This is a genomic window from Sulfitobacter aquimarinus, assembly GCF_040149565.1.
In the GTDB taxonomy this organism is placed as follows: Bacteria; Pseudomonadota; Alphaproteobacteria; order Rhodobacterales; family Rhodobacteraceae; genus Sulfitobacter; species Sulfitobacter aquimarinus.
Window position 1 is genome coordinate 536,210 of sequence record NZ_JBEFLO010000002.1, and the last position, 21,921, is coordinate 558,130.

The following is a 21,921-nucleotide window of genomic DNA, read 5'->3' on the forward strand; positions in this document are numbered from 1 at the left end:
TGTAGTCGGGTGACTGCATAGGAACCTACATGACCCGCGATACACCCGCCTCCAAAGACCAAGCCGCCCCAAACACATCTAGAACGGCACAGGCCAAACCGGCCATGACCGAAGAAGAAATCGCCACCGAGCAAGAACGCCAGTCGTCCCTGCGCGTGCTGCGCAAGGTGGCACCCTATCTGTGGCCTGCGGATATGCCGTGGGTGCGCAAGCGGGTGATCTGGGCGATGCTGGCGCTTGTCGTCTCGAAGCTGGTAATTGTCGCCACGCCGCAGTTTTACCGCGGTGCCGTCGACGCGCTGGCGGGTGAGGGCGTGCCGATGCTGGCGCTGGGGGCCGTTGGCCTGACTGTCGCTTACGGCATGGCGCGGCTGATGGGCGTCGGTTTCCAACAGCTGCGCGATGCGATCTTTGCGCGGGTGGCACAGCGCGCTTTGCGGATGCTGGCGCTTGAGACGTTCAACCACATCCACCGCCTTTCCATGCGCTACCACATGACGCGCAAGACCGGCGGCCTCAGCCGGATCATCGAGCGTGGCGTGAAGGGCGTCGAATTCCTGCTGCGGTTTTTGCTATTCAGCATCGGACCGCTGATTTTGGAGCTGCTGTTGATCGGGATCATCCTCACGATCCAGTTCGATGCCAGCTATATGGGCGTGGTGGCCGTCACCATCGCGTTTTACGTCTGGTTCACCTTTGCCGTGACCGAATGGCGCGTGAAATTGCGCCGCCAGATGAATGATCAAGACACCGACGCCAACCAGAAAGCCATCGACAGCCTGCTGAACTATGAGACGGTGAAATACTTCGGGGCCGAGGCCCGCGAGGCAGGTCGCTATGACAGCGCGATGGAGAAATACGAAGAAGCGGCGATCAAGACGAATTACTCGCTTGCTGCGCTGAACTTTGGTCAGGCGGTGATCATCACCGCAGGGCTGGTGGCCGTGATGGTCATGGCGGCTTATGGCGTGCAGGACGGCACGCTGACGGTGGGCGAATTTGTGATGGTGAACGCCTATATGATCCAGATCACCGTGCCGCTGAATTTCCTTGGCACGGTCTACCGCGAGATCAGGCAGGCGTTGGTGGACATGGGGCAGATGTTTGATCTGCTGGAACAGCCCGCCGAGATTACAGACAAGCCCGATGCGCCGATGTTGAAGGTGTCGGGCGGGCGGATTGAATTGAAAGACGTTGAGTTCGGCTATAACGATGACCGCCAGATCCTGAAAGGCGTGAACCTGACGGCAGAGCCCGGGCAAATGGTGGCCATTGTCGGCTCGACCGGATCGGGCAAATCGACCATCGGGCGGCTGTTGTTCCGGTTCTATGATGTGCAGGGCGGTAGCCTGAGCATCGACGGGCAAGACGTGCGCGATGTGACGCAAAACTCGCTGCATCGCCAGATTGGCGTGGTGCCGCAGGACACGGTGCTGTTCAACGACACCATCGGCTATAACATCGCCTACGGGCGCGATGGCGCGACCCAAGCCCAGATCGAAGAGGCCGCGCGGGCGGCGCAAATCCACGACTTTATAACCAGCCTACCCGAAGGCTACGACACCTCGGTGGGCGAGCGTGGGCTGAAGCTGTCGGGCGGTGAAAAGCAGCGGGTGGGCATTGCGCGTACGCTTCTGAAAGATCCGCCGATCCTGTTGCTGGACGAGGCGACAAGTGCGCTGGACAGTGAGACAGAGCACGAGATTCAGGATGCGCTGCGCCGTGCAGGCAAGGGGCGCACGGTTGTGACCATTGCGCACCGCCTCAGCACCATCGCGGAAGCGGACCAGATCATCGTGCTGGAGCAAGGTCATGTGGTCGAGCAAGGCACCCATGAGGCGTTGATCGCGCAAGACGGGCGGTATGCCCAGCTGTGGCATCGTCAGCAAAACGAAGAGTAACCAACCAGTCTTGAAGCAAATGTCAGGCCCAAGGGCCTGACGCCATATTTTGCGCGCGCCTGTCTTTCGGTCAGTCCTCAGGAGGCGGCAGGATTTACTCTGCTGCGATCGCCTTACCGGTGAGCTTGTCCAAAGCGCCGGTCATCATCTTGATGTATTTTGCGTCCTTTGGCAGGCCGTGGGTTTCGGCCAGTGTGGCGGGGCTGTGATAGGTCACGTGGACCACGCCTTTGTCATCGGCATAGGCCAGCACGCGCAACGGCAGATCAAGCCCCGCGGTCTGTGCGTCCAGCATGGCGGGGGTGCCCAGCTTTGGGTTGCCAAAAATCAACAGCTGCGTGGGACGCAAATCCATCTCGGCTTTTGTTGCGCCTGCTGCGTGATCGACGCGGGCAAAGACTGTGGCGCCTGCGCCCGTTACGGCGGCCTGCAAGCGGTCCATGGTTGCGGCGACACTGTGGGGGCTGGTTTTGTGGACCATTTCGGCCTGTGCCCCAGTCACGGCAAGCGTCAGGGCGGCAGCCGCCATCAGCGGTTTCAAAGCGTTACGCATCGGGTGTTCCTTTTGAGGTTCGGGAGATCGAACGATACCCCCCTTCACACAGGCCGTGCGAGGGGGGATCTGTCACAATAAAGTGAACAACCGCAAATTGAATAACCGCTCAGGCTTGGCCGTAGCTATTCGGCGGGCTTGACCCGGGTTGCGGGCTCAAAGCTGTCGTCGCTCCAGATCAGCTCGTTCGCGGGGGCGCGTTTGGCGTCGCGTTGCAGGGCCCAGTCGCGGGCGGCACGGCTGGCGCGACCCATCGACATACGCGCCAGCAGGCGGGCAATCCAGTGGGCATATGTGCTGGCCCAGACGCGGATCGCCAGCAGCGAGGGCGTCACCATCAGCGTCAGCACCGTCGCCACGCCAAGGCCAAAGACCACCGCCGTTGCCAGCTGCTTCCACCACAGCGCCGTGGGGCTGTCGATGGTGTATCCACCCTCGGCAAAGTCGAGCGATAGGCCGAACATCATCGGCGCAAGCCCCGCCATTGTGGTGATCGTGGTGAGCAGCACAGGCCGAATGCGCGCTTGGGCGGTGCGGATGATCGCCTCGATCCGCGGCATGTACTGGCTGAACTCCTGATAGGTGTCGATCAGGATGATGTTGTTGTTCACCACAATGCCCGCCAGCGCGACAATCCCTGTGCCTGTCATAATAATGCTGAACGTCTGGTCCATCACCAGCATCCCGATCAGAACTCCTGTGGTCGACAGCACCACCGCAACCAGCACCAGCACTGCGTTATAGAAAGAGTTGAACTGTGCCAGCAGGATGATGAACATCAGCCCCAGTGCCGCCGTGAAGGCCGAGCTGAGGAAGGCCTGGCTTTCGGCCTGATCTTCCTGATCGCCCGTCCATTCGAAGGTGACATCATCGGGCAGGGGGGAGGTGTCGAGCCATTTGGTAATCTCTGCAATCCGCTCGTTCGCGTTGACGGGGACCAGCCGCAGCTCCAGCCTGTCGTAGCCCGCTTGCAGATCGATGTCGCGTCCCGCTTCGGTGCGGTCTGTGACCTTGAATTTGTCGCCTTCGATCGTGGTGAAATCGGCATCACCCCCCGCAGGGCGCAGGGTGGCGAGGGTGGGCGCCTCGGCCGCGTCTTCGCCCGCGCGGGTGGCGGCGACGATCTTCATCAGGCCCGGTGTCACATCGGCCTTCACGTCCATATAGCGCTTCTGGTCAATGCGGTTGATCTCGGCCAGTTTCGGGACGGGAGTGCGGGTGATGAAATTGCTCAGCGGGATTAGCCCGTCGGGCGTGCGCACCTTGAGCGTATCAAGCGTGCTGAGCAGGCGGTCCTTTTCGGGCAGGCGCACGCGGATCTCGATCTCTTCGTCCGAGGTGTCGACCCGCATGGTATCCAGCAACAGCCCGCGCGTGACCAGTTGCACCATCGCCCCCACGCTGAGGACATCCGCGCCGTAGCGGCCTGCTTTTTCCACATCCACGTCGATCTGCCAGTCGATGCCGGGCAGGGGGCGCGTGTCTTCGATCAGGGTCAGGCCCGGCACGGCGTTGAAATAGGATCGCGCCTGCGCTGTCGCGGCAACCAGATCGTCAAACCGGTCGGCTTTGAGGCGCAGATGCACAGGCTTGCCCGAGGCAGGGCCACGGTCCAGCGACAAGACCTCGATCTGGATGCCGGGGATCGCGGCGAGGTCCTCGGTCAGCTCTGCGATGACGATATCCCCGTCCAGTTCGGGGCGCAGGGCGCGTTCTTCCCACGGGATCGTCTCGAACTGGACTTGGCCGACAAGGTCTTTGGGGGCCTGAGAGCCGCCCGTGTTGCTGTCCAGCCCGCCTTCGCCCGCAAAGGCGAATGCCGTGGCGATGCCGGGGTGGTCCAGTACGACCTGTTCGGCCTGACGCAGCAGATCGTCCTTTTCGCTCAGCGACATGTTCCCGCGGGCCAGCACATAGACGATGGCCTGCTCGGGTTCGGATTCCACAAAGAATTCGACGCCTTTGGAGTTGTTGCCAAAGAAGATCAGCGTGGTGCCGACAAAGACAAAGACGATGCCGCACATGACCAAGGGCATGACGGGGTTGCCCGTGATCGCCTCGATCATATGCCCGAAGAACGAGCGTTTGTAGCCTGCGTTGATGCGGTCGGGCTGACGGCGGAACAGCCGCGCCGCGATCCAGCGGCCCCATTTGCCCATGCGCGTCAGCACGGCAAACAGCGTTAGCAGGAACAGCATGAAACCACCCAACGCCACCAGCAGCACAGCCACCGCCACCATCACCAGCCCAAAGACAACTGCGAATGTCGGGATCACAGAGGTGAGCAGGTCAAGCCCGTCCATGCCTGCAAATTGCGCCCCGATCCACCCAAAGATCAGCCCTGATTGGCCAGCGCCCGCAGGCGCCAGCAAGGCTATCGCGGGAAAGATCATTACAAAAGCGGCAGGGAACAGCAACAGGTGCAGATACCACGGCAGCGAGGCGATCCGCTCCATGTTGGAGGCCATCCACTGCTCAAGCGTGCCGGTTACGCCGCCCATAACGGGCAAATAGACCAGCGCCACAACCAGCGAGGCAGACAGCACAAAGATCAGTGTCACAGGCAACATTCCCATGAATTGCCCCGGCACGCCGGGCCAGAAGAGCATCGGCAGAAACGCGCAAAGCGTTGTCGCGGTGGACGAGATTACAGGCCAGAACATCCGCTTGGCCGCGTCGACATAAGCCTCCATCGGGGCTTTGCCCTTTTGCTGTTGTTGGTCGGCGTATTCGACCACCACAATCGCACTGTCCACCAGCATCCCCACGGCCAAGATCAGGCCGAACATCACAATGTTCGAAATCGAAATTCCCATTAGCGCCAAGAAAGCGAAACACAAAAGGAACGATGTCGGGATCGCAAACCCCACCAGCAACGCCGCACGAATACCAAGGGCTGCCAGCACCACAATCATCACCAGCGCAATCGCCGTAAAGACAGATCCCAAAAGCTGTTGCACCATGCTGTCCACAACGCGGCTTTGGTCGTTGGAGGTGCCGACTTCGACGGCTGTGCGCAGCTCTTCGGGCCAGTTGGCGCTGCGCTGCGCGACCATCTCCTTTACCGCGGTGGCGGTGTCGATCAGGTTGAAACCTTTGCGTTTCACCACCTGCAACGCGACCGAGGATTCGCCGTCGAAACGGGCGGTGCCAAGGCGGTCTTCGAATGTGAGGTGAATATCTGCCAGATCGCCCAAAGTGACCACACGGTCGCCATTGGTTTTTACGGGCAGGTTATAAACATCGCGCGGCTCGTCAAAGCTTGACGGGATTTTGACCGAGAATGCCCCATTGGCGTTTTCGATTTCGCCCGCGGCAATCAGCTGGTTGTTGTTTTGGACCGTGCTGATCAGCTCGTTCGCGGTGACGTTATAGGCCTCCAGCTTGAGCGGGTCGATCAGCACCTCCAGCATCTCGTCGCGGTTGCCTGCAATGCCCGCCTCCAGCACCGCGTCCATGCCTTCCAGATCGTCCTGAAGCTGCTTGGCATAGCGTGCCATCGTGCGCTCTGGCACGGGGCCTGTTAGGTTGACGATGATGATCGGGAATTCGGAAAAGTTGATCTCGTTGATGGAATAGGTCTCGGCCCCGTCGGGAAACAGCGCTTCCGCCGTGCCCATCGCATCGCGCACATCCGCAATGATCGAGGTCTTGTCCCAGCCGAATTCGAACTCAAGCGCAAGGCCCGCATAGTTCTCGGCCGCCGTGCCTGTCATGGTTTTCAAACCGTCCAGATCGCTCAGCTCGGTTTCCATGGGTTTGAGCAGCAGAGTCTCGGAATCCGCGGCCGAAATGCCGGGGAAGGGGACGGACACAAACAGCGCGGGGATTTCGATGTCCGGCTCACCCTCTTTGGGTAGGGTGGTATAGGCAAAGGCGCCCACGACGAGGCTCAGCAGAATGAAGGCCAGCACCATGCGGGCGCGCGAGGCGGCCCAGTCGACGATACCCGTCATTGGGTTGCCTCCCACGGGGTCGGCGCGACCTGCACGCCTTCAATTACGTATTCCTGTCCCACGACGATCACATCCGCCTGCGCGGGCAGGCCCGTGACCCAGATGCCGTCGACCGTGTCGCGCACGATTTTGACCGCTTGGAACTGTACGGTGTTGGTTGCGTCCACCGTGCGCAGGCCGATGGTGCCTTCGGCATTCAGCGTCAGCGCGCTTTGCGGGACCAGATGCGCATCCGCTCCGGCAGAGGCGATCAGGATTTCCGCCGTCTGCCCGTCACGAATGGCCAGATCGGGGTTGGGGACTTCGATTTCGGTCAGGAAGGTGCGTGTCTGCGGATCGGCAGAGCGCGAGATAAAGGTCACCTTGCCGCGCACTTCGTTGCCGCCTGCGGCCAGTCGCGCACCAGCCTGCGCACCAATCGTCACGCGGTTAACCTCGGTTTCGGGCAGATAGCCAACCAGTTTGACGGGATCAAGCTGGATGATCGTGCCGCACAGCGCACCGGGTTGCAGTAGCGTGCCCAGCTCGGCTGTGTCGCTTTCCAACAGGCCGCTGAAGGGCGCTTTGATGACCAGACGGCCCAGTTCGGTCTGGGCCCCTGCTACGGCGGCTTGGGCAGCTTCAATCCCTGACTTCGCAGCCCGCAGGCCCGACTGGGCGGTGCTGACGCTTGCTTGGGCGGCGGCCACGGCGGCATCGGCACTGGCCAACCGCGTGGTCGAGGCAAAGCCGTCGGCATTCAGCCGCGACGAGGCGTTCTGGTTAATCAATGCCTCGTCCAGACGGGCCTGCGCCTCCAGCACGCGGGATTCTGATTCAGGGACGCGTGATTGCGCCTCGGAGAGTTGCGCCTGCGCCTGAGCCAATGCGGCCTGCCGCGTGCCTTCGTCCAGACGGCACATTTCCTGCCCCTGCGTGATCGAGGCCCCCTTGCGCAGCGGCTCTGACACGACAACGGCCGATGTCTCGGCGCGGACATCAACCTGCCGCGCCGCAGAGGTTTGTCCGCGCAGGACCACCGCGCTGTCGATTTGCTGCGCGGTGAGCGTTTTGACCACCACCCGCACCAACTGCGTGCTTTCCGGAACGGCAGAAGCCGCCTGATCCGGCGTTGCCGTTTCCTCGGCCTCTTCTGCGTCACTACCGAAAAATGCCATCAGGCTGGGCCGCTCGAAAATGGCCAGGTACATGAGGCCAGCAAGGATGGCGGCCGCGAGGAGGGGGAAGAAACGCATGTGGATGCCTCATATATTCAGCAGCAGGAGAGTTGGCGGCATAGGGCTCCGCGCGCGCCTGCAGATGGAGGCTGTGTACTGCATGGAACGTAAACCGACTAGTTCAGATCGGGGTTTTTTGCGCCTGATAGACCGAATTTTGCGGCCCCGCGCCGCTGGGCAATAGTGCGGGCGTGGTTCGCTTCGGTCTTGGCTTGGTCCTGTAGCTTCGTTAAGAGAGGCAAAACAGATTTGTTAAAGGTCACGCGCGGATGAGCAATAGCGACGGATTTATCGAAGAAGTCACCGAAGAGCTGCGTCGCGATCAGATGATGGCGAAGCTCAAGAAATATGGCTGGATCGCTGTCTTGGCAGTGCTTTTGATCGTAGGTGGGGCCGCGTTTTCGGAATACCGCAAGGCGCAGGCCCGCGCACAGGCCGAAGGTTTGGGCGATGCCGTTCTTGCCGCTTTGGACAGCGATGATGCCGCAGTGCGTGCCACGGCGCTGCAAGGGATTGAAGGCGGCAGTGCGCAAGCAGACGCCGTTTTGTCGATGCTGACCGCGTCCGAGCAACTTTCGGCGGATGATCTGGACGGCGCGATCGCCACCCTCAACGAGGTTTCGGTGAACGGGGATATTCCGCAGGTTTACCGCCAGATCGCCAGCTTCAAGGCGCTGACCCTTCAGGCCGAAACGATGGACGCCGACACACGCAAGCAGGGTTTCGAGGCTTTGGCCGCTGTGGGTGGCCCATTGGGCCTGCTGGCCCAAGAGCAATTGGCGCTGATTGCGATCCAGCAGGGCGACACCGAGGCTGCGATTGCAACCTATCAGGCGGTGCTGAATGATGCAGGCGTCACGCCAGACTTGCAACAACGCGCATTGCAGGTGATTGTAGCCTTGGGCGGGGAGCCTGATCTGACGTCGGGCCTCATCACTGAAAGTAACGGATAAGGATGTCGCGGGCGCGGTTTGCATGTATCAACGGGATACCGCAAACAGGGCATCACGCAGACCGGAGTGAGCAGGCAATGACACAACACAGCTTTTCAAAGCGCCGCACGGCCAAAAACTTTGCACCACGCAACGGCATGGTTCTGGCCCTGCTGGGCGGCATCACCGCGCTGACCGCCTGCACCGAGCCTCAGGTCGTGCTGCCCGGTGTGCGTGAAGATGTACGCTCGGTCCTGCAAAGCGATGACGGAATTGTGCAAGGGCAGGTGGAATTTGCGGGCAACCGAACAGCCAAAATTTCGTTGCCCCGGGCAAAAGCCAACGCCAATTGGGCGCAAACTCCGGGCAGCCCTGCGGCGCGGGTCAGCCACCCTGCTTTGGCCGCATCACCCGCGCTTGCGTGGTCGGCCCCCATCGGCAACGGCGACAGCCGCAAGTTCCGCATCACTGCCGCACCCGTTGTCTCCAATGGGCGCGTCTTTACCCTTGATAGCCAGTCCATCGTGACAGCCACCTCCACTGCGGGCGAAACCCTGTGGCAGGTTGATCTGCGCCCCGCGCGCGACCAAGAAGGCGACGCGACAGGCGGCGGTCTGGTAGAGGATCGCGGCACTGTCTATATCTCGCTCGGCTTCGGCGAGCTGGCCGCAGTCGAGGCCGCCACGGGCAAGGTGCGCTGGACACAGCAATTGGACGCCAGCGGTTCAGGCACGCCGACTGTGTCGGGCGATCTGGTCTATCTGACGTCTGGCGACAACACCGGCTGGGCGATCAACCGCAAAGACGGCACTGTTGCGTGGCAGGTCGGGGCTTCGGAGGACACCACAAACGTTCTGGGCGCTCCGGCCCCTGCGGTGACGTCCGATCTGGCGATCTTTGCCTTCGGCTCGGGCGAAGTGCAGGCCGTGTTCCGCCAAGGCGGGCTGAGCCGCTGGGACGCCTCCGTGCTGGGCAAACGGGCAGGCCGCGCGCTCAGCAACGTGTCTGATGTGACCTCGGCGCCTGTCGTGTCGGGTGACCGCGTCTATGTGGGCAACCAGTCGGGGCGTATTGCGGCGCTGGATGTGAACTCGGGGGCGCGGGTCTGGTCGGCGCGTGAAGGCGCCATTGGTGCTGTTTGGCCTGTGGGCGGTAGCGTATTTGCGATCAGCGACGTAAACGAGCTGATCCGCCTTGATGCCAGCGACGGCGCAAAGATCTGGAGCGTGCCGTTGCCGAACTTTACCGAACGCAAGCCTTTGAAACAAAGCCGCGTAGTGGCCCACCATGCGCCCGTTGTGGCAGGTGGCCGCGTGCGCATCGCCTCGGGCGACGGCGTGCTGCGCAGCTTTGATCCAGCCAGCGGGGCGCTTGCCTCTTCGGTTGAAATTCCCGGCGGGGCGACAACGGCACCTGTGATCGCGGGCCGCACGCTGTATGTTGTTTCGGCCAAGGGGCAGCTGTTGGCCTACCGTTAAAGGCGCAGACCTGTAACGCTGCGTTCTTCTAAAGCCGGGGCGTTGGGGTTTCGCCCCGCGCTTCTTTGCGCTATGGCGCGTGTCTAGACCCGTTCGGAGCATACCATGTCCTTCACCCTCGCCATTGTGGGCCGTCCCAATGTGGGCAAATCCACGCTGTTCAACCGCCTTGTGGGCAAACGTCTGGCTTTGGTCGATGACCAACCCGGCGTGACCCGTGATTTGCGCGAAGGCGCGGCACGGCTGGCCGACCTGCGTTTCACCGTGATTGACACGGCAGGCTTGGAAGAGGTCACCGACGACAGTTTGCAGGGACGTATGCGCCGCCTGACCGAGCGTGCGGTGGATATGGCCGACATCTGCCTGTTTATGGTCGATGCGCGGGTGGGGATCACGCCCTCCGATCTGGTATTCGCCGATATTCTGCGCAAACGCTCGGCCCATGTTATTCTGGCAGCCAACAAGGCCGAGGGCAAAGCCGCCGATGCCGGCGTGATTGAGGCCTATTCGCTGGGCCTTGGAGAGCCGATCCGCCTGTCGGCCGAGCACGGCGAAGGCTTGAACGATCTCTATACCCATTTGATGCCGTTGGCCGACGCCTATGCCGAAAAGGCCCGCGATGACGCGCCAGAGGTGGATGTTGATGTGGGCGAGGAAGACGATGACGAAGTCCGCGTGCCAACCCGTTCACGCCCGTTGCAAGTGGCCGTTGTAGGCCGCCCGAACGCGGGTAAATCCACGCTGATCAATCAGATTCTGAAAGAAGACCGTCTGTTGACGGGGCCAGAGGCGGGGATCACCCGCGATGCGATCTCGCTTACCACCGAATGGGCGGCGGATTTTGACAGCGAACCTGTGCCGATGCGGATTTTTGACACTGCGGGCATGCGCAAAAAGGCCAAGGTGCAGGAAAAGCTGGAAAAGCTCAGCGTCAGCGATGGCTTGCGTGCGGTGAAATTCGCGGAAGTGGTGGTTGTTCTGCTGGATGCCGAAATCCCGTTTGAACAGCAGGACCTGCGTATCGCCGATCTGGCCGAGCGTGAAGGCCGCGCCGTGGTTGTCGCCGTGAACAAATGGGACATTGAAGAAGACCGTCAGGCCAAGCTCAAAGAACTCAAAGAGAGTTTCGAGCGGCTGTTGCCGCAGTTGCGAGGTGCGCCGCTGATTACCGTGTCGGCCAAGACGGGCAGGGGCCTTGACCGTCTGCACCAGGCGATCATGCGCGCCTACGAGATGTGGAACCGCCGCGTCAGCACGGCGCAGCTGAACCGCTGGCTGTCGGGCATGTTGGAGGCGCATCCGCCCCCCGCACCCCAAGGCAAACGCATCAAGCTGCGCTATATGACCCAAGCCAAAACCCGCCCGCCCGGTTTTGTGGTGATGTGTAGTCACCCTGACAAAGTGCCAGACAGCTATAGCCGCTATCTGGTAAACGGGTTGCGGATTGATTTCGACATGCCCGGCACGCCGATCCGTTTGTGGATGCGCGGCCAGTCTGACGCGAACCCCTATAAGGGGCGCAAGAAGGCGGCACCGTCCAAACTGCGCAAACATATCGGCAGCAACCGCAACGATGGCAGCAGGTAACCGTTTCCTTTGCAGGAAACGGCCCGGAATTTTTGAAAATTCCGCCGCCCCGCTCAGCCGTTTCGTGCGGCCTTGAACGTCGGAAGGGCCAGCGCCAGTGCGCCGCCTGCCGCAAGGGCTGCGACTGTCGTGTTCTGGCCAAGGTTCTGCACAACGACCGCCACCAGCGCCCATATCACGGCGATGCCATAGGTCGGCGCGCGGCCCAGCTGGCTTTGCACCGCTGAGGCGATCACCAAGGCGAGGAAAATTGCGCCCAAGGCTGCGGTGCCTTCATCCACATACCCGTATCCTGCGGCCAACAGTCCAAGCGATACACAGGATGCCGCACTCAGCCAACCTGCGTAAAGGCCCAGCGGCCATGAGGCGAACCACTTGTCCTCCCGCGGGCTGCGGAACAGCGCAACGAGCGCCGAGACAAGCATGATCCAGATCAGGATTGACGCATAGACAGGGCTGGCCACGGCAACCGCCAACCACGCGCAGCCCACGGCCAGCGAGGGGATCAGCGCCTTGCGCATCTCGTGCCAGCCCCCATCCTCGCCGCGCTGCCACGCGCCATACCCCAAGCCTACGATGAGCCACAGATAGATCACCCCCCAAATCGCAAAGGCATAGCCCGCAGGCTGCACGGCAGGATCCTGTTGCGGAACAGGGAATTGGTCGGCGTCAAAGCCGCCAAAATCCGGCACAAAAAGCGGCGAAGCGGCAAAGAGGATTGCTAAAATGCATGCGAGAACGGCGGTGGCTTGACGTGACATCTGGACCTTTCTGGTCAAATCTGGAATTTCTGATCGAGATAAAGCGAAAAGGAAGAATGCCAATGGCACGGATCGCGATTTTTTGCGACGGCACATGGGACACCCCGAAAATGCCGCAACCAACCCATGTGGTGCGGCTGTGGGGCAAGACGCCCAACACCAACGCCCAACATACGCATTACTTCGAAGGGGTCGGCACTGGCGACGACACCCCCGGCTTTGTCGAAAAGATCGCCATGAAGGTCGGCGGCGGGCTGTTTGGCTGGGGGCTGAACGACCATATCAAAGCAGCCTACACCACCTTGTGCGAGCAATACGAGGCGGGCGACGAGATTTTCATTTTCGGCTTTTCGCGGGGGGCCTATACGGCACGTTCCTTGACGGGCATGATCCGCAAATGCGGGATCGTCGCAGACCCCACGGCGGCAAATGTCGACAAAGCCTTTGACCTCTACCGCTCTCGCGGGCACGCGCATCGGCCTGATACGCTCAGAACCTTGTCCGCACGGCGCAGCCTGTCGCCCCATGCGGCCACCTCACAACAGGATCTGGAATGGCGCATGGCGCATCCGTGGGACGATGGTGGCAACCACCACAAGGTCCAGATCGCCTATGTCGGGGTGTGGGATACGGTTGGCGCGCTTGGCCTGCCTGAGCCGATTTTGGGGCAGATCGCGACCCTGTGGAACAAGAAGTTCCGCTTTCACGATACCTCGCTTACCTCACTGGTCAGTGCGGCGCGTCACGCTGTGGCGCTGGACGAGCGGCGGATATTTTACAAACCGTCGCTGTGGACCAATCTGGAGGATACGGAGCAGGGGCCGGGCCTTAATCAAGGCGACACCAGCGACACGCGCCCCTACCAACAGCTTTGGTTTGTAGGCAACCACGCGATCCTTGGCGGCGCGACAGCAAAATCACGCGGGCTGACCGAAGACACGCTTGAATGGATAGCAGCAGGCGCACAGCAGGCGGGGCTTGAAATTGATATGCAGACCTTGCTGGACGCCACCCCCGATCCGCTTTCCAACAGTGCAGAGCTGACGCGGGTGCCGTGGCTCTACACGGTTGCGGGGCATTTGTTGAAATGGCGCAGCGGGCCGGAGCATCCTATCGCACTGTCGGCCAGTGCGGCAGCGCGGATCAAGGGGCGGCGCGATTACCGCCCCAAGTCATTGCTCAGGCTGATGCCGGAACTCTTTGGCAATGCGCCAAAGGAGGACTAGGCCAGCGTGCCGTCCAGCGACAGTACCGTCTTGCCACCCAGATAGGGGGCAAGCACGGCGGGCAGTTGCACAGTGCCGTCTTCCTGCTGGCCGTTTTCCAGCACCGCGATCAGGCAGCGCCCCACCGCAAGGCCCGAACCGTTGAGCGTATGCACGAACTGCGGCTTGCCCCCCTCGGCGGGTTTGAACCGTGCATTCATGCGGCGTGCCTGAAAATCACCCGTGGTCGAGACCGAGCTGATCTCGCGGTAGGCGTCTTGTCCCGGCAGCCAGGCTTCGATGTCGTAGGTGCGGCGCGCGCCGAACCCCATGTCGCCCGTGCACAAGATCACCGTGCGGTAGGGGATACCCAAGGCCTCAAGGATGCCTTCGGCGCAGCCCAACATGCGCTTTTGCTCGGCGTCTGAGTCCTCCGGCAGGGTGATGCTGACCATCTCGACCTTTTCAAACTGGTGCTGGCGTAACATGCCCGATGTATCGCGGCCCGCCGATCCCGCCTCGGAGCGGAAGCACAGGGTGTGCGCGGTCATGCGGCGGGGCAGATCGGCGGCCTCCAGCACATCGCCCGCGACGGTATAGGTCAGCGGCACTTCGGAGGTCGGGACCAGCCACATGCCTTCTTCGGTTTTATAGCTGTCTTCGCCGAATTTCGGCAGCTTGTCCGTGCCATACATCGCCTCGTCGCGCACCAGCACGGGAGTGTTCACTTCCGTCAGTCCGTTTTCATCTACATGCGTGTCGAGCATGAACTGCGCCAGCGCACGGTGGATACGTGCCACGCCGCGTTTGAGCATGACAAACCGCGCCCCCGATGTTTTGGCTGCTGTCTCGAAATCCATGCTGGCCGCGACGCTATCCAGATCGAAATGCTCACGCGGGGTGAAGGCGAAGGTCGGCACATCGCCCCATGTCTTGACCTCGACATTGTCGGCCTCATCCGCGCCTTCGGGCACGTCATCGGCGGGGGTGTTCGGAATACGGGCCAGCATGTCGGTCAACTGGGCGTCCAGCTCCTTGGCCTCGGCCTGCATGGTGGCGACTTCGGCCTTTTTGTCGGACACCAGCGCGCGCAGGCGCTCGAACTCGGCCTCGTCGCCTTTAGCCTTGGCCGCGCCCACCTGTTTGGAGGCGGCGTTCTGGTCGGCCTGCGCCGCCTCTGCCGCCTGAATTTTGGCGCGGCGCGCGGTGTCCAGTTCCAGAACCTGCGACGACAGCGCCGCATCACCACGCCGCGCCAAAGCAGCGTCAAAAGCATCGGGATTGTCGCGGATAGCGCGGATGTCATGCATGGTGAGGTCCTTCGTTTGGTGAATCGTGTTCGGCGCTTATGGCCGATAATTTCCCGCCAGAATAGGGGGCACGCCCCGGGCGCCTACGGAGGAGCGGTTAATCTTCGGTAAACACCCTGTATTTAGGGCGCGGGGTCCTTGCAAACACCTGCACCCGCGCATAGGTTCTGGCGAACTCAACAGAAGGGGGCATGCGCCCCTGACAGACGCGTAAAAAGGACACCTCCATGGCAGGTATCGAGCAGTTTATCCCCCTCATTCTGATCTTTGCGATCATGTATTTCCTGCTGATCCGTCCGCAGCAGAAAAAGCTGAAGGACCATCAGGCGATGGTTGCAGCGCTGCGCCGTGGCGATCAGGTCGTGACCCAAGGCGGGATCATCGGCAAAGTCGTCAAAGTCAAAGAAGACGGCGAGCTTGAGCTTGAGGTCGCGGATGGCGTCAAAGTGCGCGTGATCCAGTCAACCATCGCGACCGTGATCAACAAGACAGAGCCGGCCAAGTAAGCCTGCACTCCCAAGTATAAGACAAAAGGCGGGCGGCTCATGCTCCAGATATCCCTTTGGAAACGCATTGCGATCTGGCTGACCTGTGCGGTCGGCCTTTTGCTGGCTATGCCAAATGCGTTTTACGGTCCCGTCGAGGGGCATAATGACGCCGTCAAAGAGATCGCGCTGTCGGGCAATACGCCCGAGTTGGAGGCGCAGCGGGCGCTGTGGCCTGATTTCCTGCCCAACGGTCTGGTTAATCTGGGTCTTGATCTGCGCGGCGGTGCGCATCTGCTGGCCGAAGTGCGGGTCGAAGACGTCTATGCCGCCCGCATGGATGCGATGTGGCCCGTTGTGCGCGATGCTGTGCGCGGGCTGACCCCTGTGAACGAAGTGCAATCCGAGGTGGGCACGCTCCGCTTTCGGTTGAGCGATGCGACCAAGATGGCCGAAGCGATGCAGATCGTGCGTGGCCTTGCGGTGCCTGTACAAACCCTGACAGGGGCAGGGGCCAACGACATCGTGGTGTCTGGCGACAATGGCATCATCACCGTAGCGCTGTCGGACGCTGAAAAAAGCGCCACGGACGAGCGGACAATGCAGCAATCGCTGGAAATCATCCGCCGCCGCATCGACGAGGTCGGCACGCGCGAGCCTACGATCCAGCGCCAAGGCACCCAGCGAATTCTAATTCAGGTGCCGGGCATCGGATCAGCCGCCGAGCTGAAAGAGATCATCGGCACCACCGCCCAGCTAACATTCAGCCCCGTTGTGCGTTTCACCACCGACGCCTCTGACAATGCGGGTTTCGGCAACAAGATCGTCCCGTCGCTGGATGATGCGGGCGTTTATTATGTGATCGAGCGTGCGCCTGTTGTGACCGGTGAAGAACTGGTCGATGCGCAGCCCAGCTTTGACCAGAACGGCGGCCCTGCCGTCAGCTTCCGGTTCAACACCAGCGGCGCGCGCAAGTTCGGTGACTACACGGCCGAAAACATCGGCTCGCCCTTCGCGATTGTGCTGGATGACGAAGTCGTCAGCGCCCCCACCATCCAAAGCCACATCCCCGGTGGCTCGGGCATTATCACGGGTAACTTCTCGGTCGAGGAATCGACGCGGTTGGCCGTGCTTTTGCGTGCGGGTGCACTGCCTGCCAAGCTCGATTTCCTTGAAGAGCGCACCATCGGGCCAGAGTTGGGTCAAGACAGCATTGATGCAGGCAAGGTTGCGACCATCGTCGCCTTCGCAGCCGTCTTGTTCTTTATGTTTGCGGCCTACGGAATGTTCGGCATCTTCGCCAATATCGCCCTCGTCATCAACGTAGGGCTGCTGTTCGGCTTGCTGAGCCTGATCGGCGCGACCCTGACCCTGCCGGGTATTGCGGGCATCGTGTTGACCGTGGGTATGGCCGTGGACGCGAATGTGCTGATCTTTGAGCGTATCCGCGAAGAGTTGCGCACCTCCAAAGGCCCTGCACGCGCCATTGCGCTGGGCTATGAAAAGGCGCTCAGCGCTATTCTGGATGCCAACATCACCACGTTCATCACGGCCGTTATCCTGTTCGCCATGGGGTCGGGTCCTGTGCGCGGCTTTGCGATCACGCTGGGGATCGGCATCCTTACATCCGTCTTTACGGCGATTTTTGTCACACGTCTGATGGTGGTTATCTGGTATGAACGCCGCCGTCCCAAAACAATCGAGCTTTGATATGCGCCTCAGACTTGTAAAAGAAAACACGAACTTCGACTTCTTCACCCGTTGGAAACTGTGGTTGGGAATCTCGGCGTTGATGGTGGTGGTTGCCGCGGCTTCGTTCGCTCTCCAAGGGCTGAATTTTGGCATCGACTTCCGCGGCGGGACAACCGTGCGCACGGAATCGCCGCTGCCTGTGGTGGTGTCGGAATACCGCGATGCCATGGCGGCGCTGGAGCTGGGTGACATTACGATCACCGAAGTTTTTGATCCGCAGTTTCGCGATGACCAAAACGTGGCCATGATCCGCATTCAGGCCCAAGATGACCAAGAGGCGGTGACCACAGAGGTGATCGAGGCCGTAGAAGGCGCGCTAAAGACCGTGCGGCCCGACATCAAATTTGTTTCTGTCGAATCTGTGGGGCCCAAGGTCTCGGGTGAGTTGATCAACACGGCCATCATCGCCGTGGTCCTCGCGATCGGGGCGGTGCTGATCTATATCTGGTTGCGGTTCGAGTGGCAGTTTGCAGCGGGTGCCGTGCTGGCGCTGGTACATGACGTGGTGCTGACGATTGGTGTCTTCTCGGAATTGCAAATCAGGTTTGATCTGGCGATCATTGCGGCCTTGCTGACCATCGTGGGCTACTCGCTCAACGATACGGTGGTGGTGTTTGACCGCGTCCGCGAGAACTTGCGCAAGTACAAGAAACGCCCGCTGAAAGAAGTCTTGAACATCTCGATCAACGAAACGCTGAGCCGGACATTCATGACATCCGTGACCACGCTGCTGGCGCTGATTGCGCTGTTTGTGCTGGGTGGGGATGTGATCCGTGGCTTCGTCTTTGCGATGATCTGGGGCGTGATTGTGGGCACCTATTCGTCGATCTTTGTGGCCACGGCGGCACTGCTGTACTTTGGCGTGAAACGCGATTGGTCCAAGACAGATCCAAGTGCCAGCGGCCAATACGCGAATATTGATGCCTGACATGCTTGCCTCGGCCTTCGCGACCGAGGGGCTTGTCTGGTTGGTTGCTGCGGTCTTTGTCGCAGGATTGGTGCGCGGGTTTGCGGGCTTTGGCTCTGCCATGATCATCATGCCTGTGGCCAGTTCGGTGTTGTCGCCTGTTGAGGCGGTTATTTTCCTGATTGTGGCCGAAGTGGTTGGTCCGCTGCCCAATGCACCCGCTGCATGGCGCGACGGCGCGCCGCGTGATGTGGGGCTGCTGATCTGCGGGGCGGTAATGGCGCTGCCGTTGGGCATCTGGGCGCTGACCTCGATGGATGCGACGGCCTTTGGCTGGGTGGTGTCGGGTTTGGTGATGGTGCTTTTGGTGCTGACCATGTCGGGCTGGCGGCTGAAGGGCGCGTTGACGACGCGGTTGACGGTGATGACGGGTGCGGTGGGCGGCTTTATGACCGGCTTTGCGGGGATTCCCGGACCGCCCGTCATCATGCTCTATATGGCGAGCAAACTGCCGATCTCGGTCATTCGAGCGAATTTTCTGCTGTATCTGGTGGGGTTGGATTTGCTGTTGTTCCCGATGCTGTGGGCCTTTGGCCTGATCAGTTGGCCCATCGTTTTGCTGGGTGCGCTGGTCGGCATCCCCAACCTTATTGCAAACATGTTGGGGGCGCGGCTTTTTGACCCCGCGAACGAGCGTCTTTTTCGGGGCGTGGCCTACCTTGTCATCGCAGCATCCGCTATCATCGGCCTGCCAGTTTGGAAGGGATGACCCATGCGCCTGAATGAGATTGTGTTTAACGACGCCAAACCAGTAGAGGGGTACGGCCCCGGTTTTTTCCGCATTGGCGGTCAGGTGATCGAGGGGGCGGTGATTACCGCACCCTCCGGCACGCGCACGTGGGGCGGCCTGGATGATGTGGCAGCCCTTGAGGCGCTGGTGCCGGAGACGGATGTGATTTTCATCGGCACAGGGGCCGAGATCGCCCATCTGCCCGCAGGTCTGCGCGAACAGCTGGAGCAGATGGGCGCGGGGATCGAGACGATGGCCTCCCCCGCCGCGGCACGCACCTATAACATACTGCTGAGCGAGGGGCGCCGCGTGGCCCTTGCCATGTTGCCGGTCTAGGCGGATGGGCCTGCGTCTGACAGATGTGGCCGTGGCCCGTGGCGGCGTGCCCGTCCTCAGCGGGGTGTCGTTTGCGTTGACCGCGGGTGAGGCGCTGGTGCTGCGCGGGCCCAACGGATCGGGCAAAACCACATTGATGCGCACGATTGCAGGGCTGCAACCGCCTCTGTCAGGACAGATTGAGGGTGCGGTGGACACGGTCGCCTATGCAGGCCATGCGGACGGGCTAAAGGCGATGCTGAGCGTGGCCGAGAACCTGCATTTCTGGGCCGCCGTTTACGGGCAAAGAGATATTGAACCCGCCTTGCAAGCCTATGCTCTGACGCCTCTGGCCGATCGGTTGGCAGGCACGCTGTCGGCGGGGCAAAAGCGGCGTGCGGGGCTGGCGCGGCTGATGGTAACGGGTCGCCCCTTGTGGGTGCTGGACGAGCCGACGGTATCTTTGGACACAGGTGCTGTGGCGATGTTCGCGGATGCGGTGCGGGCGCATCTGGCGGGGGGAGGTATGGCGCTGCTGGCCACACATATTAATCTAGGGCTAGAGGCGCAGGTGCTGGATGTCAGCGATCTGCGGGCGGCCCCCACGGCCCTTCACGGCGCCAGTGACGAGGCATTTTTATGACCGCGCTGTTGATCCGTGACTTGCGGCTGGCCATTCGTGCGGGCGGGGGCTTTGGCCTTGGCCTTGCGTTCTTTTTGATTTTGGTCGTGCTGGTGCCGTTTAGTGTTGGCCCGCAAAGCGCGCTCCTCGCTTCCATCGCCCCAGGTGTCCTGTGGCTCGGGGCGCTCCTCGCTTGTCTTCTGTCTCTGGATCGTCTGTTGGCGCTGGATTTCGAAGACGGCACTTTGGATGTGCTGGCCACAGCCCCTTTGCCGTTGGAGGCCGCACTGGCGGTCAAGGCGTTGGCGCATTGGATCACCACGGGGCTGCCTTTGGTCTTGGCTGCCCCCGTTTTGGGTATCTTGCTGAGCTTGCCTGCGGGCGGCTACGGCTGGCTTGTCCTGTCATTGCTGCTGGGCACGCCTGCGCTGTCGATGATCGGGACCTTTGGCGCGGCGCTGACGGTCGGGATCAAACGGGGGGGCTTGCTTATGTCGTTGCTGGTGTTGCCGCTCTATGTGCCGACGCTGATCTTCGGGGCCGAGGCGGCGCGGCGCGGCGCGGCGTTGATGGATGCGCAAACGCCGCTGGTGTTGCTGGCGGGGATCAGCCTTGGTGCTGTCGCCTTGCTGCCCTTTGCCGCGGCTGCCGCCTTGCGGATGACAATCAGGTGAGGGCGCAGTTGCCCATTGAGCCTTTAACAACGAAGTATTAGGGACCTCTCATGTCACTTTGGGAATATGCAAATCCGGTCAAGTTTCTGGCGCTGAGCGCCAAGGTGCAGCCCTTTGCCTGGGCTGTGGCGGCAATCGGTATCGGTGTCGGGCTGATCTGGGGGTTCTTTTTCACCCCTGATGATTTCCGTCAGGGTGCCTCGATCAAGATCATCTATATTCACGTCCCCTCGGCGTGGATTGCGGTCAATGCGTGGATGATGATGCTGGTGGCCTCGTTGATCTGGCTGGTCCGTCGCCATCACGTCAGCGCCCTCGCGGCCCGTGCGGCGGCGCCTGTGGGGCTGGTGATGACGGTGATCGGCCTGTTGACGGGGGCAATCTGGGGCCAGCCCATCTGGGGCACATGGTGGGCGTGGGATCCGCGCCTGACCTCGTTTCTGATCCTGTTCCTTTTCTATCTGGGCTACATCGCCCTGTGGGAGGCGATTGAGGACCCCGACACCGCCGCCGATCTGACCGCGATCTTGTGCCTTGTTGGCTCGGTCTTTGCGCTGATGTCACGGTACGCCGTGCTGTTCTGGAGCCAAGGGCTACATCAGGGCGCGACGCTGAGCCTTGATAAGGAAGAGAACATCTCGGACGTTTTCTGGCAGCCGCTGGTGCTGTCGATTGTGGGCTTCACGTTGCTGTTTATCGCGCTGGTGCTGTACCGCACAGGCACCGAGATCGCGCTGCGCCGTACAAAGGCGTTGGCCGTGCGTTTGGAAAGGGATGTCTGATGCCTGATTTGGGGAAATACACCGAATACGTTTTGCTTTCTTACGGGCTGTCGATCGGGCTGCTGGTGGTTCTGTTGGCGCTGACCCTGCGCCGTGGCCGCAAGGCGCGCACCGCGTTGCGCCGGATCGAAGAGGAGACCTCGCGCAATGGCAAAAATTAGCCCGATGATGATCGCCCCGCCGCTGATCTTTGCGGCGTTTGTGGCCTTGGCGGCTGTGGGCATGTACCGCGATGATCCCAATGGCATCCCGTCAACGATGATCGGGAAGGCGGCCCCCGGCGTGCCTGAAAAGCCGTTGCAGGGGTTTACGCCGCTGACCCCCGACATGCTGGCGGCGGGTCAGGTGACGTTGGTGAATTTTTGGGCCAGCTGGTGCCCGCCCTGCCGCGCCGAACATCCAAAGTTGCTGGAAATGCAGGCGCAGGGCATCAACCTGATCGGTATCAACTTCAAGGATACCGAACGCAACGCCGCGCAATACCTGATCGAGGACGACAACCCCTTTGCCGCTGTGGGCTTTGACCCCCAAGGGCGCACTGCCATCGACTGGGGCGTGACCGCCCCGCCCGAGACGTTCATCCTTGATGCGGACGGGATCGTGCTGTTCCGCTTTGCCGGTCCGCTGATCGGTAGCGACTTTGAACAAAGGTTCCTGCCTGCGCTGGAGGCGGCGCAGGGCAACTAGGCCCGTG

At 61.3% G+C, this 21,921-nt stretch carries 20 protein-coding genes; 15 read left to right on the forward strand and 5 right to left on the reverse strand.

The annotated features are described in order from the left end of the window. Nucleotides 1-29: 29 nt before the first annotated feature. Nucleotides 30-1,901, forward strand: coding sequence for an ABCB family ABC transporter ATP-binding protein/permease (locus ABMC88_RS06670; RefSeq protein ID WP_439655576.1), 1,872 nt, complete (start codon nt 30-32; stop codon nt 1,899-1,901). Nucleotides 1,902-1,995: 94 nt separating this feature from the next. On the opposite strand, the gene ABMC88_RS06675 is transcribed toward ABMC88_RS06670, so the two are convergent. The 3 genes from ABMC88_RS06675 to ABMC88_RS06685 all read right to left on the reverse strand — a co-directional run bounded on the left by ABMC88_RS06675 (nt 1,996) and on the right by ABMC88_RS06685 (nt 7,645). Further along, entirely contained in the window at nt 1,996-2,454 is a 459-nt protein-coding gene (locus tag ABMC88_RS06675) for a DUF302 domain-containing protein (RefSeq protein WP_439655577.1), read from the reverse strand. 125 nt (nt 2,455-2,579) lie between these two features. Next, a complete protein-coding gene (locus ABMC88_RS06680; protein ID WP_349576057.1) occupies nt 2,580-6,410 on the reverse strand; it encodes an efflux RND transporter permease subunit in 3,831 nt (1,276 codons plus the stop codon). Next, nucleotides 6,407-7,645 carry an efflux RND transporter periplasmic adaptor subunit gene (locus ABMC88_RS06685; RefSeq protein WP_349576058.1) on the reverse strand — a complete coding sequence of 413 codons (1,239 nt, stop codon included), beginning with the start codon at nt 7,643-7,645 and terminating at the stop codon, nt 6,407-6,409. The genes ABMC88_RS06680 and ABMC88_RS06685 overlap by 4 nt, the downstream gene beginning before the upstream one ends. A gap of 251 nt (nt 7,646-7,896) precedes the next feature. On the opposite strand from ABMC88_RS06685, the gene ABMC88_RS06690 reads away from it, so the two are divergent. The 3 genes from ABMC88_RS06690 (at nt 7,897) to der (ending at nt 11,624) form a co-directional block, all read left to right on the forward strand. Beyond that, nucleotides 7,897-8,580 carry a hypothetical protein gene (locus ABMC88_RS06690; protein WP_349576059.1) on the forward strand — a complete coding sequence of 228 codons (684 nt, stop codon included), beginning with the start codon at nt 7,897-7,899 and terminating at the stop codon, nt 8,578-8,580. A 77-nt stretch (nt 8,581-8,657) separates the two neighbouring features. Continuing rightward, on the forward strand, nt 8,658-10,037 hold the full coding sequence (locus ABMC88_RS06695; RefSeq protein ID WP_349576060.1) for a PQQ-like beta-propeller repeat protein: 1,380 nt from the start codon (nt 8,658-8,660) through the stop codon (nt 10,035-10,037). Between the two features lie 105 nt (nt 10,038-10,142). Then, complete coding sequence (gene der, locus ABMC88_RS06700; RefSeq protein ID WP_349576061.1) at nt 10,143-11,624, forward strand: ribosome biogenesis GTPase Der; 1,482 nt, start codon at nt 10,143-10,145, stop codon at nt 11,622-11,624. Nucleotides 11,625-11,677: 53 nt separating this feature from the next. Here der and ABMC88_RS06705 read toward each other — a convergent pair whose 3' ends face one another. After that, nucleotides 11,678-12,385, reverse strand: coding sequence for a TspO-related membrane protein (locus ABMC88_RS06705; protein WP_349576062.1), 708 nt, complete (start codon nt 12,383-12,385; stop codon nt 11,678-11,680). 62 nt (nt 12,386-12,447) lie between these two features. Here ABMC88_RS06705 and ABMC88_RS06710 point away from each other — a divergent pair, with 62 nt between their 5' ends. Next, nucleotides 12,448-13,611 carry a T6SS phospholipase effector Tle1-like catalytic domain-containing protein gene (locus ABMC88_RS06710; RefSeq protein WP_349576063.1) on the forward strand — a complete coding sequence of 388 codons (1,164 nt, stop codon included), beginning with the start codon at nt 12,448-12,450 and terminating at the stop codon, nt 13,609-13,611. On the opposite strand, the gene serS is transcribed toward ABMC88_RS06710, so the two are convergent. Further along, nucleotides 13,608-14,900 carry a serine--tRNA ligase gene (gene serS, locus ABMC88_RS06715; protein WP_349576064.1) on the reverse strand — a complete coding sequence of 431 codons (1,293 nt, stop codon included), beginning with the start codon at nt 14,898-14,900 and terminating at the stop codon, nt 13,608-13,610. The two genes, ABMC88_RS06710 and serS, sit on opposite strands and share 4 nt — an antisense overlap. A 227-nt stretch (nt 14,901-15,127) precedes the next feature. Between serS and yajC the strand changes: the two genes are divergently transcribed. Genes yajC through ABMC88_RS06765 form a run of 10 tightly spaced genes read left to right on the forward strand, consistent with a single transcriptional unit; the run spans nt 15,128 to nt 21,914 of the window. Further along, entirely contained in the window at nt 15,128-15,406 is a 279-nt protein-coding gene (yajC, locus tag ABMC88_RS06720) for a preprotein translocase subunit YajC (protein ID WP_349576065.1), read from the forward strand. A gap of 39 nt (nt 15,407-15,445) precedes the next feature. Beyond that, nucleotides 15,446-17,095 carry a protein translocase subunit SecD gene (secD, locus tag ABMC88_RS06725; protein WP_349576066.1) on the forward strand — a complete coding sequence of 550 codons (1,650 nt, stop codon included), beginning with the start codon at nt 15,446-15,448 and terminating at the stop codon, nt 17,093-17,095. Nucleotide 17,096: 1 nt separating this feature from the next. Then, entirely contained in the window at nt 17,097-18,065 is a 969-nt protein-coding gene (gene secF / locus ABMC88_RS06730; protein ID WP_349576067.1) for a protein translocase subunit SecF, read from the forward strand. Beyond that, the gene (locus tag ABMC88_RS06735) at nt 18,058-18,813 is read left to right on the forward strand and encodes a sulfite exporter TauE/SafE family protein (protein ID WP_349576068.1); all 756 of its coding nucleotides are present in this window, start codon (nt 18,058-18,060) and stop codon (nt 18,811-18,813) included. The genes secF and ABMC88_RS06735 overlap by 8 nt, the downstream gene beginning before the upstream one ends. A gap of 3 nt (nt 18,814-18,816) precedes the next feature. Continuing rightward, complete coding sequence (locus tag ABMC88_RS06740) at nt 18,817-19,170, forward strand: Mth938-like domain-containing protein (protein WP_349576069.1); 354 nt, start codon at nt 18,817-18,819, stop codon at nt 19,168-19,170. 4 nt (nt 19,171-19,174) lie between these two features. Then, the gene (ccmA, locus tag ABMC88_RS06745; protein ID WP_349576070.1) at nt 19,175-19,792 is read left to right on the forward strand and encodes a heme ABC exporter ATP-binding protein CcmA; all 618 of its coding nucleotides are present in this window, start codon (nt 19,175-19,177) and stop codon (nt 19,790-19,792) included. Continuing rightward, nucleotides 19,789-20,445, forward strand: a complete 657-nt coding sequence (gene ccmB, locus ABMC88_RS06750; protein ID WP_349576071.1) for a heme exporter protein CcmB — start codon at nt 19,789-19,791, stop codon at nt 20,443-20,445. Before ccmA ends, ccmB begins: the two co-directional genes overlap by 4 nt. A gap of 50 nt (nt 20,446-20,495) precedes the next feature. Then, nucleotides 20,496-21,227 (forward strand): heme ABC transporter permease, encoded by a 732-nt coding sequence (locus ABMC88_RS06755; protein ID WP_349576072.1) that lies wholly within the window; start codon nt 20,496-20,498, stop codon nt 21,225-21,227. After that, the gene (gene ccmD, locus ABMC88_RS06760; RefSeq protein WP_349576073.1) at nt 21,227-21,388 is read left to right on the forward strand and encodes a heme exporter protein CcmD; all 162 of its coding nucleotides are present in this window, start codon (nt 21,227-21,229) and stop codon (nt 21,386-21,388) included. The genes ABMC88_RS06755 and ccmD overlap by 1 nt, the downstream gene beginning before the upstream one ends. Further along, nucleotides 21,375-21,914, forward strand: a complete 540-nt coding sequence (locus ABMC88_RS06765) for a DsbE family thiol:disulfide interchange protein (RefSeq protein WP_349576074.1) — start codon at nt 21,375-21,377, stop codon at nt 21,912-21,914. Before ccmD ends, ABMC88_RS06765 begins: the two co-directional genes overlap by 14 nt. Nucleotides 21,915-21,921: the final 7 nt, after the last annotated feature.